The sequence below is a fragment of the Bradyrhizobium sp. AUGA SZCCT0182 genome, from assembly GCF_018130185.1.
Classification (GTDB): Bacteria; Pseudomonadota; Alphaproteobacteria; order Rhizobiales; family Xanthobacteraceae; genus Bradyrhizobium.
Genome location: NZ_JAFCLY010000009.1, coordinates 147,745 through 159,150, shown reverse-complemented (window position 1 = coordinate 159,150; position 11,406 = coordinate 147,745). Strand labels below are relative to the sequence as shown.

Here is an 11,406-nt window from a genome sequence, read left to right as displayed (position 1 = left end):
CCGAAATGAGCGACGCTGTCCGTATCATTGAAGTAGGGCCGCGCGACGGGCTGCAGAACGAGAAGATCCCGATCAGCGTCGCGGACCGCATCGCCTTCATCGAGGCGTTGATCGGTGCAGGATTGCACACCGTCGAGGTCGGCGCCTTCGTGTCGCCGAAGGCGATCCCGCAGATGATCGGCTCGGACCAGGTGTTGCGCGGCGTCAGCCATATCGCGGGCAGTGAATTCCACGTGCTGGTGCCGAACGAAAAGGGCTACGAGGCCTCGCAAGCGGCCGGCGCCAAGGTCATTGCCGTGTTCGCCTCGGCCTCGGAAGGATTTTCGCGCGCCAACATCAATTGCTCGGTCGCGGAATCGATCGAGCGCTTCAAGCCGGTGGTCGCCCGCGCCAAGGCCGATGGCATCAGGGTGCGCGGCTATATTTCCTGCGTGCTCGGCTGTCCCTTTGATGGCGAGGTGAAGCCGCAAGCGGTCGTCGACGTCGCCAAAATGCTGTGGGACCTCGGTTGTTACGAGGTCTCGCTCGGCGACACCATCGGCGTCGGTACGCCGATGAAGGCGCGGCAGCTGCTGCGTGCGGTGGCCGGTAGCGTGCCGATGGAAAAGCTCGCGATGCATTTCCATGACACCTATGGACAGGCGCTGGCCAACCTCTATGCGGGGATGGAAGAGGGCGCGCGCGTGATCGATTCCGCCGCCGGCGGTCTCGGCGGCTGCCCCTACGCCCCCGGCGCGACCGGTAATGTCGCGACCGAGGACGTGATCTACATGCTCGAGGGCTTGGGGATGAAAACCGGAGTGGACATGACAAAGCTGCTCGCGGCCACCAATGAGGTCAGCCGCTTGATTGGCAGGCCTCCGGTCAGCCGCGTCGCGTCGGCATTGAACGCAAAGACGCGGGCCGCGAAATAGACCCGCTTTAGGCGGCCTTCAAGCCGACATTCGGCAGCATCGGCCGGTTCTTCAGCGCCGTGGCCATGATGGCTTCGACCTCCGCCTTTTCGTGCGGCAGCAGGGCCAGCCGCGGCGGACGGGTCAGCGCGGTGCCACGGCCAATGATGTGCTCGCAAAGCTTGATGCACTGGACGAGGTCCGGACGGGCATCGAGATGCAGCAGCGGCATGAACCATTCGTACAGCGGCATCGCTTCGGCGTAGCGTCCGGCCTTGGCGAGGCGGAACAAGGTTTCCCCTTCGCGCGGGAAGGCATTCGACATGCCGGATACCCAGCCGACGGCGCCCATGGCCACGCTCTCGACGATGACGTCGTCGAGCCCTGCAAACAGCACGAAGCGATCGCCGACCATGTTGCGGGTGTCGATGAAACGCCTGGTGTCGCCGGAGGAATCCTTGAAGCACACCACCGTCTCGACGTCGGCGAGCGTGGCGAGAATATCCGGCGTCACGTCGTTCTTGTAGATCGGCGGGTTGTTGTAGAGCATGACAGGCAGATCGGTCGCCGTTGCGACCGATCTGAAGTGCGCGGCGGTCTCGTGCGGCTTGGACGAATAGACCAGCGCCGGCATCACCATGATGCCGTCGATCCCGACCCGCGCGGCTTCCCTGGCGGTTTCCACCGCAAAGGCCGTCGTGAACTCGGCGATGCCGCACAACACAGGAACGCGGCCGGCCGCGACCGACTTAGCCGTCTCCATGATGGCGATCTTTTCCTTGCGCTCGAGCGAGGTGTTCTCGCCGACCGAACCGCAGATGATCAGTCCGGATACGCCGTCGCGGATCAAGCCGTCCATCACTTTGGCGGTGGCGTTGATGTCGAGCGACAGGTCGTCATGGAATTGCGTGGTAACGGCCGGGAAGACGCCTTCCCAGGAAATGCGTGGGCTCATTGTTTCGCTCCGATTGGATTTTTCCGGCCGATTCGCTGAATCCGCCGGGATTTGACTGGAAGAACGATGGTAAGGGTCAGAGCGTCGCGCCGACCTTGCGCAGCTCGGCGAGAACCGGCGCCTTCGGCAGCCAGATCTTGTCGAACTCCGCGATGACAGCCTCGGTATCCGCCGTCGCAACCTGCCGGATCGGAATCGGTGCGTTGCGAAAATTCTCGATCAGCTTGGGCTCGTTGCCGGCGAGTTCGTCGATCTGGGCGTCGAGCGTCGACTTGACGGACTTGGCGATCAGCTCCTTGTCGGCTGCCGGTAGCGACTGCCACACGCGGCCGGAGACGACGGCTGCCATCGGCATGAAGACGGCGTTCATCTGCAGGATGACCTTGGCGACCTTGTCGAAGCGCTGATTCCAGGAGAACTCCAGGTCCGCCTCGAGGCCATCGACCTGGCCGTTCGACATCGCGTCGAACACCTGCGGCGTCGGGATCGGCGTCGGCGCCGCGCCGAGCGACGAATAGAAGTCGCGATAGACCGGCGTCGGATTGATGCGCAGCTTCATGCCTTTGATATCGGCGAGACCAGTCAGGTCCTTGGCCGAGAAGATCGCGCGCATGCCGGTGATGCCCCAGCCCAGACCGATCGTTCCGGTTTCCTGCGGCAGCACGTCGAACAGTTTGACCGCCGCGGGATGGCGGACGAACTTGGCGACCGACGGCGTCGAACGCACGATGTAGGGCGCGTTGATCGCGGCGATGTGCGGCACGCGCGAGCCGAGTTCGGCGGCCTGGATGAAGCCCATGTCGAGCGCGCCGGATTGCAGCTGCTGCATCATGGCGGGCTCGTTGCCGAGCTGCCCGGAGTGAAACACGGTCATGGTCAGGCGGCCGCTGGTGGCGGCCTTCAGGTCCTCGCCGAGCTTGAGGGCGGCCTTGTTCCAGGAGTGCCCGTTGGGCGTGATGAGGCCGAGCCGAAACTCCTTGGCCTGGGCCAGCGCGAGCGAGGGCGCGAACAACGGCACGGCCGCGCCGGCGGCAAGAAATCGGCCAAGAAATCGACGACGTGAAATGGACATGGCAAGGCTCCTTTGAGTTGGGCGATTCACTTGATGAGGACGAGGGACAGGGAGGGATAGAGCGAGAGCAGCACCAGCAGGACGCAGGAGATCCCGAAAAAAGGCAGCGTCACGATGAACATCTTTCCCGGCTTGGCGCCGGTAACGGCGGCGGCGACGAAGAAGCAAAGGCCCACTGGAGGTGACAGCAGGCCGAGCACCAGATTGATCACCACCACCACGCCGAAATGCCGGGGATCGATGTGATAGATTTCGGTGGCGACCGGCAGCAGGATCGGCACCGTCATGATCAGGCCGGGAATTCCGTCAATCACCGTGCCGATCACCAGCAGGATGACGTTGCAAAGCAGCATGAAGCTGACCGGATCCTTGGCCACCGACTGGATCCACGCCGCGGTTTCCTGCGGCACCTTGCCAAAGATCAGCACCCAGGAGAACACGGCGGCGGCCGCCACCAGAAACAGCACGATGGCCGAATAGATGCCGGAGCGCAGCATCATCTGCGGCAGCTGCGAGAATTCGAACTCCCTGGTCCAGTATTTTCCGATCAGGGCCGCCGCGACCGCGCCGACGGCCGCCGACTCCGTCGCGTTGGCAAGCCCGCCAAGGATCGAGCCGACGATGACGATCGGAATCAGCAGTGTCGGACAGGTGCGCAGGATCGTCGCCACGCGCTGGCGCGGCGTCTGATATTCGGCGCGCGGGTAGTTGTAGACGTAGCCCATCAGCGCAATGACGAGACAGAACATCACCGTCAGGATCACGCCGGGCACGATGCCGGCGATCAGCATGTCGCTGACCGAGACCTGCGCCAGCACGCTGTAGACGACGAACATCACGGATGGCGGAATGATCGGCCCGAGCATGCCGCCATAGGCGGTCAGGCCCGCCGCAAAGGTCCTGTCGTAACCCTTCTTCTCCATTTCCGGGACCATGATCTGCGCCATGATCGCGACCTGCGCGGTCGCCGAACCGAGGATGGAGGAGATGAACATGTTGGCGAGGATGTTGACGTAGGCCAGCCCGCCCTTCAGCGAGCCGACAAACGCCATCGCCATGTCGACGATGCGCCGGGTAATGCCGCCGCCATTCATGATCTCGCCGATCAGGATGAACAGCGGTATCGCGATCAGTCCGTAACTGTCGACGCCGCCGAACAATTGCAGCGGATAGGATTGAAACAGCACCGGATTGCCCGACGCGATGATGTAAACAAAGCCGGCAAGGCAGAGACAAAGACCGATCGGCACGCCGACCAGCATGATCACCATGAAGGCGGCCGAGGTGATCATCAGTTGACCCCGTCGAGCTCGGAGAGCTGGAAGCCCTTCAAGGCCGTTCGTGGCATGAGATCGAGGTCCTCGAGCAGATTGGCGATGCCGTGGATCGTGATCGACACGGCAAAGATCGGCAGCGTCAGATACACCACCCAGGTCGGCCAATTCAGCGTCTGGGTGCGCTCGGTGTAGAGGAAGTTGAAGGTCTCGCCGGCAAATTTGCGCGCGTCAAAACCGGCGCGGGCGAGGCCAACCGGGTCCATCCATAGCCAGCAGGTGGCGATCAGCGACACGCCGAACACCACGACCATGCCGGTTGCGATCACCTTGGCAAGCTTCTGGGTTCGCGCCGAAAGCCGTTCGGTCAGCATGGTGACGGCGAAATCGAGTCTCAGCCGGGTCATCGCGGAGGCGCCGATAAACGTCAGCCAGACCACGCAATAGACGGCCGATTCATCGATCCAGTAGATCGGAAAATGCGAATAGCGGGTGACGACGTTCACCAGGATCAGGGCCGTCAGCAGATACATCAAGCCCATCAGGGCAAGGCGCTCGCATGCGAGCAGGGCGCCGGAGGCCCTGACCACGAAGCTGCGGGCGCTGAACGCCGGCGCATCGGAAGCCGTTTGTTCGATCATGGGGAGCCCCGCAGCCCGCAAAATTTGCCGTGCATTCGCAAAATGTATAATTTATACATTATTGCTGTCAATGGAGATTGCGGGGCCAATCGTGGGCCTCCCACCGGCTTTGTGCTGGGGCGGACCACTTCAACGTGCGAAACAAGACCGCCTCGACTGGAGGGGCCGGCGATGAAGACGGAAGATCAAATGAAAGTCCCGCTAAAGCACCGGACCTTGTCGGCCGCGATCGTCGACCAGCTCAGGCAATCGATTCTCGACGGGACCTATCCGGCGGGATCCCAACTGCGGCAGGACGCGCTGGGCGATGCTTATGGCGTGAGCCGCATTCCGGTTCGTGAAGCGCTGTTTCAGCTCGAGGCCGAAGGCCTGGTACGGATCGTCCCGCAAAAGGGGGCGATCGTTTCGGAACTGTCGCTCGACGAAATCAACGACGTGTTTGATCTGCGCCGGATCCTGGAGCCGCGGCTGCTGGCGCAATCCGCACCTTGCTTTGCCGCCAGGGACCTCGACGGATTGGACGATATCCAGAAGCGCTTCGAGAAGGCGATCAAGGCGCGCAACGTCAGCGAATGGGGTCAGCTCAACGCCGAATTTCACATGGCGCTCTACGCGCAGGCACGCCAGCCCCGGACCAAGGCGATCGTCGTGGCGCTGCTGCAAACCAGCGACCGCTACACGCGCCTGCAACTATCCAACACCAAGGCGATGGGGATCGCTGAAAAGGAGCACGCCCATCTGATCGCGCTGTGCCGGGCACAGCAAATCGACGAGGCGTGCCGGTTTCTGGAGCAGCATATCGAATCCGTCAGAGCGGATCTGTTGCACGTCGTCGGTGGCGGCTCGATCGCAGTTCGTTCCAAGCGCGGAACGCGGGCAGGCGAGTAGTGCGAACGCATCAGGCGGCGACGTCGCTTGCAAGCTTCAGCAGATTGGCCGACGTCGCCGTCGCGGCACTGTAGTCTTTCCACGCGGTATCGCGCGCGATGTCGCGCCACTTGGCGACGGTTGCCGCATCGAGCGCGCTGACTTTGGCGCCGGCCTTCTCATAGACCTTGGCGACTTCGATATCGTCGTCCTGTGCACCCTTCTTGGCGAAGGCTTCGAGGTCGGCGCCGACCGCGCGAATGATGTCCTGCTGGTTCTTCGGCAGCTTGTCGAAGCTCGGCTTCGACATCAACAATGGCTCCAGCATGAACCAGTAGGATGCGCCCGCGCCCGAGGTCAGCGATTTTGCGACCTCCTCCAGACGGAACGAGATCAGGCTGGTGGAGGAGGTAATTCCGGCATCGCAGGCGCCGCTCTGCATCGCCGCATAGAGTTCGTTGGACGGTACCGAGAGCACCGCTGCGCCCGCGGTCAGCAGCACCATGTCCATCTCGCGCGAACCGCCGCGAACCTTGAGGCCCTTGGCGTCTTCCGGAGCGACGATCGGCCTGGAACGGCTGGCGACGCCGCCGGCCTGCCAGACCCAGCTCAGCAAGATGATGCCCTTGTCGGCCAGGAAATCGGTCAGCGCCTTGCCGACGGGGTGCGTTTTCCAGCGCAAGCCCTGATCGTAGGTCGAAACCAGTCCGGGCATCAGGCCGATATTGGTTTCCGGCAATTCGCCGCCGGCATAGGGAAGGGGATAGAGGCTTAGATCGAGCTCACCTTTGCGCATCGCCGAGAATTGCGCGTTGGTCTTGATCAGCGAGGAGTTCGGATAGACCTCGGCCGCGATCTCGCCGCCGCTGCGCTTGGCGACTTCCTGCGCGAACGTACGGCACAGGCGGTCGCGGAAATCGCCCTTGTCGATGGTGCCGCCCGGAAACTGATGCGAAATCTTCAGCCTCGTTGCGGCGTGTGCGGTGCCCGTGCCGAAGCGAAGGATAGCAGGCGCGGCGAGCGCGGATCCGAGAACATGGCGGCGTGTGAGCATGGTTCTCCCCTGAATTCCATTCCCGATTGGCGTGTCCAAGCCGGCGCTGAGCGCAGTTTGGCGAAGATTCTCTGTTCTGATCGTTCGAGCCAGCCTGTCGCTCAAGGCAGCAGTGGCTGATTCCAGAGCCAGACTTCAAGGTCTACCGCAGTGCACACGTAGGGAGGGGAGGGTTTTAGCGGAAGACTCGTCAAACATGCGTCCGCCTCCGTTTCTCGGGGCGCGTGCGCTGGCCTGCTTCAATTATCCGCTATGGCCGGTAATGACGCGTATCCTTGTGACGTCGCGCTGCCGCCATCCAGGACAATAAGCGCAGGGACGACCCAGGAAGAACGACTCGCTGTTCAACACGTCCAGGAGTGCCACGAGGAAGGACAGGGCATGATGAAGACGGACGCCATGAAACGACGGCGGGATGGTGAAAGACGGCATGAACAATAGCCAAGCTCGCCCGAGCGGAGTCTTGCGATTTCCGGCGCGGATGCCCGCGCCCGAACGAGCGCGTTACTTCTTCTTGCCTTTGCCGCCGCTCTTGCGGGCCGCGTAGCGTGCATCGCGCTTGGCCTTCGCTTCGGCCTCGAGGGCTGCCTGTCTGGCGGCCTCTTCTTCCTTTTCGCGGGCGAGCTGGGCGGCAGCCGCGGCCGCAGCTTCTTCCTCGCGCGCCTTGGCTTCGGCCTTGGCAGCTTCGCGGGCTTCCTTGGCCTTGGCGCGGGCGGCCGCCTGCGCTTCGCGCTCGACCTGACGCTGCTTCACCTCCGGATCGTCAGGGCCGGGCTGGGCCTTGAACTTGTTCAGGATGTTCTGTCTCGCTTGCTGGGCGGCCTTCTGGCGGTCGGCGAAGCTGGGTTCCTTGAATCCACTCATAAAAGGGGCCTTGTCGTTTTCTTGATTGGTTGTGAAACGCAGGGGATTGGCGGTTTGCGCTTCAGTAGGTGAACCGGCGACAAAATGCCAGCGCCGAAGGGGGCAAACAGGGAGATTTCCGTGAACTGCCCGGTTGGTCGTCCGATGCCGGTGAGCGCGCTGGCGGCGGCCCTGGCCGGATCGCCGATGGCGTGCGCCTCGACACAAGCAACAGCAAGCGCCGGCTGAAACCGGTTCCGAGCAGCCAGGCAGTGGCTGTTCTAATCGACCCTGAATTGGTCGCGGCGGCCGCCCGGGCCGAGAATTTTCGCAACTGTCACGGCCGTCATCGCCACGCGATCGGATGTCCGCTGGGCTTCCAGCCGGTCGCGGGCTCCCTCCTTGATCATGAGATCGATGAGTTCGAGCCGCTTGGCATCGTCGGTCGCTTCGGCCAGTAGTTTTCGATAGCGATCGTAGTCGTAGCCCGTTTCCTGCTTACTAATGGCACGCCCCCCGCACACGCACTTTCCCCGAACCAACAGTGTTGATCAACCTCCGCACGCGCGCAACGGATTTGCGGGACTTATGCCCCTGCCGCGCATCTTGGCGTGCGAGTGTTGCAGAATTGATCCGGCAGGTAGCGCACAGGTTGTGGCGCGGTCGGATGTCAGGAGAGGGAACCCGATACGATCGGTAGCGCCGCCCTGTTTGGGCACGGAACTGCAATCGGTCGCACCCTGAAAGCCGAAACACTGTGAATTCGATCACATAAGGACGGCCGGCGCGAGCCTATGTTGCGGCAGTTCCTGAAAGGAGCGACCGCCATGATCCCGAATTGGTGCACCCCTAAAAATGTCGTTCTCGCCGCAGCGATCGTTTTGTTCGCCTGCGTCGCGGGCGGCGTCGCGACCGGACTGGCGTATCCGGAGCCGGTGTCCAGCGCCGCGCTCGGGCCGGATTGGCAGTGCAGCCGGATGGCGTTTGTCTGGACCACCTGCAGGAGGCTGACGCACGCCAAATCTGCATCGATTCGTGTAGCGAGGGAACCGGTCTGCACGCGAATCCGAACGTAGGCGCGAGCCTACGCTAAGCTACCTTCGATGCCGGTCTAGACGATGGTCGTGAGCACAAACGCGTGCCACGCGCTCCAGTCGATTCCATCGAAACTGCGTGCATACATGGTTTCCGTGCCGGTGCCAGCGCCACCACGAAGCCAGACATCGTCGAGATCGGCGACGCTAACGTCGATTGCGATACCGGCGGCCCAGTGGGAATTCGCAGGCGTCCAGAAGTAACTGCTGCTGGCGCCTGCGCCACCATCCCAGAACTGGTAGGCGGTTGCGGTATGTCCGTCGGCGTCGGAATAGGACAGCAGTTGCCGATCTCACTCCATTCATTGATATGCAAGGATTGATTGCTGATCGTGGTCACCGGCGCATGGTTCGGCAGCGTGGTCAGGGTGAACGAGTCCCAATTGTCCCACGCGGTTCCATCGAAAGCCCGTATGTACATGGTGTCGGTACCGCCCGCCGTACCGCCTTATCACTACGGCGCTGGTAGCACCTATGTCGCCACGGGAAACATCTGATGACGAACCGCCGGCTGCGGGTGCGTCATATGCGCCTCTGAACGTGGTGTAACCGCGATATCGATCGTGGCGCCACAGGGTCTCGATCGGCTCGAACCAGCGTTGCGCTGACTTTGGATTACACCTCGCATCGGAAATAAGGTCGCGAACCGGAAGTGCTTCACGCGTCAATAGCCGCCGGAGACGCAATCGGTTTGCCACTCAAGTGGTATCAGCGAACATACTACGCACCGGCTAGGCCGCTGAGTCGCGAGCCTGTCGGGAGGGCCGCGGGGCGTGCATGGCGCTATTAAAGCGCGGCCCGAACGGATAGGCAAATCGTCCTGCAGCTTGGGCTGGGAACAGCAACGAGCCACCGCACATCGCGAGGCGCCTGAGTTCGCTGGAGCCGCAGCCTGTCTGGCGGGCTGAACTCTCTCCACGACGGCTGCAACGGTCGTTGATTGTGGCGTATCGCATGCGCAACCTAACTCCATATTCTGCTGCAAATCAGGTATTGAAGACCGACCACCAAAGGGTTGATTTATCAATTACGGATCTGGAGGGCACAATGGTTTCCGAAGATAAGCACTACGAATTTCTCACCAAACAAATAGCGGATCGTAGTCAGAAAATATACGAATCATTCAATCAATTTATACGGCTCTTCTCGGCCGTTGTGGGAGGGACGATCTGGATCAGTCTTCAAGCGGATGCCAGCAAAAGAGGCGGCAATTCCCAGATCTACGAAACGTTCTCCAACTTTCTTGTCATCGCCATCGCCGTGATGAGTGCCCTAATCATCATCGAGAACGTAAGATCGTGGAAAGGCTACCGCCAAGCGCTGGTAAAGATGGGTGCAAACGACGTAGCGAGCCCCGTGTATATTCCGGCGCCGTTGCGATATCGATCGTCGATCATCGAGATCGGGATGATTTGCAGCATGTTCCTCGCCACGATCCTGTTCTGCATATTCAATCCACTCGCTCTGATCCCGACAACTCCTTAACAATTTGCCGACCGCGGATAGCCACGCTTAGCCTTGACCCGGCAACCTTGACTGAACCGCTATCGTGCCGACCTGAACATCACCGTAATAGATGCGCCAGCAGTCGGAGCTTTCCGAGTGTGAGCGGCTGGTGAGGGCGCGCGTGCGCTATTGAAGCGCGCCCGTTCTGCGCGCTTCGGCAACCAGTGTCGCCCATCCTCCGGCGTCCTTTACTGAAGCATCATCGGCGACGCGCCCGGACAGTCTGAATTGAAATGATTGAAGTCCCGGTCTATGAGATGGCCATGGCCGAGCCTCGCAAGATCTCACCCAAATTGCTTGAATTGTTGGTATGTCCCCTGACCAAGGGGCCGCTGGAGTTTGACGAGGTAAAACAGGAACTGATCTCCCGTTCGGCACACCTCGCATACTCGATCCGGGACGGCATCCCGATCATGCTGCCGGCAGAAGCGCGAAAGCTGGATTGAAGTCTTTCGTCTACCAAAGATCCCGTCTCACACAGCGTCCGTTTGATTCATCAGCTCCATATTGCTAGACGAGCGGCCATGGAAAAGTCGCGTCTCAGATTGTCCCGCTTTGACCTGGTACTCGCCATGCTGGCGGTTGTGGTCATCCTCTACGTCCTGAGCCTTGGCGCTGCGGTACGGCTCTAATCGGACCTCCTGCAATCAATGACCGATCTCATCCGCTACCGCTACAATACGATGGCCGCTGAATCGCCCAACGGCGAGTGGACTTGGCGGGTGATTTTAGAGGAGCCGGATGGGTTCAAAGAGGTTCTGGTAAAGCGACTTGTGGTGAACGTGTCGTCGTTCAGCAAGGAAGATGAGATGCCAGTTGTAGGGCGAAAATATCATATGGCTTGCCGAGGTACGTTCCGCCTTGAAGACGATGGCACCGGGATTATCGATCCGTAGGTCATCTCAGTTGGCGGCCTCTTTCTTATGGTGCCACGCGAAGCCATCTTTGCGCTCGCCGGACCAGCGAATGTCGAGCCGCGACTGCTCGGTCCGTTACCGGGCGAGCGACAACCATGAAAGCCAAGAGTTCTCTTCAATACAGAATGCGACACGGCTTTTTCGAGAACAAACCAGCTATCCGATTGAAAATATTGGCGATCCCAGCAGGATTCGAACCTGCAACCCACGGAGTAGAAATCCGTTACTCTATCCAGTTGAGCTATGGGACCGTCGGAGTCTTTCTAGCACTGCCAATATGAAAAATCCGC

The 11,406-nt window shown here is 61.1% G+C and carries 12 protein-coding genes and 1 tRNA gene; 6 read left to right on the top strand and 7 right to left on the bottom strand.

Features of this window, described 5'->3' with window-relative positions:
* The first annotated feature begins 5 nt into the window (after positions 1–5).
* Positions 6–914, top strand: coding sequence for a hydroxymethylglutaryl-CoA lyase (locus tag JQ611_RS12860; RefSeq protein WP_212465639.1), 909 nt, complete (start codon positions 6–8; stop codon positions 912–914).
* A 7-nt stretch (positions 915–921) separates the two neighbouring features.
* Here the strand turns inward: JQ611_RS12860 and JQ611_RS12855 are convergent, their stop codons facing one another.
* From JQ611_RS12855 to JQ611_RS12840, 4 genes are all read right to left on the bottom strand, one after another.
* Positions 922–1,848 carry a dihydrodipicolinate synthase family protein gene (locus JQ611_RS12855; RefSeq protein ID WP_192735808.1) on the bottom strand — a complete coding sequence of 309 codons (927 nt, stop codon included), beginning with the start codon at positions 1,846–1,848 and terminating at the stop codon, positions 922–924.
* Positions 1,849–1,924: 76 nt separating this feature from the next.
* Positions 1,925–2,920: a TRAP transporter substrate-binding protein gene (locus JQ611_RS12850; RefSeq protein ID WP_212465638.1), complete on the bottom strand. Its 996-nt coding sequence runs from the start codon at positions 2,918–2,920 to the stop codon at positions 1,925–1,927.
* Between the two features lie 26 nt (positions 2,921–2,946).
* A complete protein-coding gene (locus JQ611_RS12845; RefSeq protein ID WP_212261605.1) occupies positions 2,947–4,212 on the bottom strand; it encodes a TRAP transporter large permease in 1,266 nt (421 codons plus the stop codon).
* Positions 4,212–4,835 carry a TRAP transporter small permease gene (locus tag JQ611_RS12840; protein WP_212465637.1) on the bottom strand — a complete coding sequence of 208 codons (624 nt, stop codon included), beginning with the start codon at positions 4,833–4,835 and terminating at the stop codon, positions 4,212–4,214. The genes JQ611_RS12845 and JQ611_RS12840 overlap by 1 nt, the downstream gene beginning before the upstream one ends.
* A 189-nt stretch (positions 4,836–5,024) precedes the next feature.
* Here JQ611_RS12840 and JQ611_RS12835 point away from each other — a divergent pair, with 189 nt between their 5' ends.
* On the top strand, positions 5,025–5,723 hold the full coding sequence (locus JQ611_RS12835) for a GntR family transcriptional regulator (RefSeq protein ID WP_212389315.1): 699 nt from the start codon (positions 5,025–5,027) through the stop codon (positions 5,721–5,723).
* Between the two features lie 10 nt (positions 5,724–5,733).
* Here the strand turns inward: JQ611_RS12835 and dctP are convergent, their stop codons facing one another.
* The gene (gene dctP / locus JQ611_RS12830; RefSeq protein ID WP_212389314.1) at positions 5,734–6,756 is read right to left on the bottom strand and encodes a TRAP transporter substrate-binding protein DctP; all 1,023 of its coding nucleotides are present in this window, start codon (positions 6,754–6,756) and stop codon (positions 5,734–5,736) included.
* Between the two features lie 504 nt (positions 6,757–7,260).
* Positions 7,261–7,620, bottom strand: coding sequence for a DUF6481 family protein (locus JQ611_RS12825; RefSeq protein WP_212261593.1), 360 nt, complete (start codon positions 7,618–7,620; stop codon positions 7,261–7,263).
* Between the two features lie 68 nt (positions 7,621–7,688).
* On the opposite strand from JQ611_RS12825, the gene JQ611_RS43000 reads away from it, so the two are divergent.
* From JQ611_RS43000 to JQ611_RS12805, 4 genes are all read left to right on the top strand, one after another.
* Entirely contained in the window at positions 7,689–8,060 is a 372-nt protein-coding gene (locus tag JQ611_RS43000) for a hypothetical protein (RefSeq protein ID WP_212389313.1), read from the top strand.
* A 1,587-nt stretch (positions 8,061–9,647) separates the two neighbouring features.
* On the top strand, positions 9,648–10,178 hold the full coding sequence (locus JQ611_RS12815; protein WP_212465636.1) for a hypothetical protein: 531 nt from the start codon (positions 9,648–9,650) through the stop codon (positions 10,176–10,178).
* 284 nt (positions 10,179–10,462) lie between these two features.
* Positions 10,463–10,645: a Trm112 family protein gene (locus tag JQ611_RS12810; protein WP_312011001.1), complete on the top strand. Its 183-nt coding sequence runs from the start codon at positions 10,463–10,465 to the stop codon at positions 10,643–10,645.
* A gap of 204 nt (positions 10,646–10,849) precedes the next feature.
* Positions 10,850–11,095, top strand: coding sequence for a hypothetical protein (locus tag JQ611_RS12805; RefSeq protein WP_212261584.1), 246 nt, complete (start codon positions 10,850–10,852; stop codon positions 11,093–11,095).
* A gap of 195 nt (positions 11,096–11,290) precedes the next feature.
* Here the strand turns inward: JQ611_RS12805 and JQ611_RS12800 are convergent.
* Positions 11,291–11,367 (bottom strand) — tRNA-Arg (locus JQ611_RS12800).
* Positions 11,368–11,406: the final 39 nt, after the last annotated feature.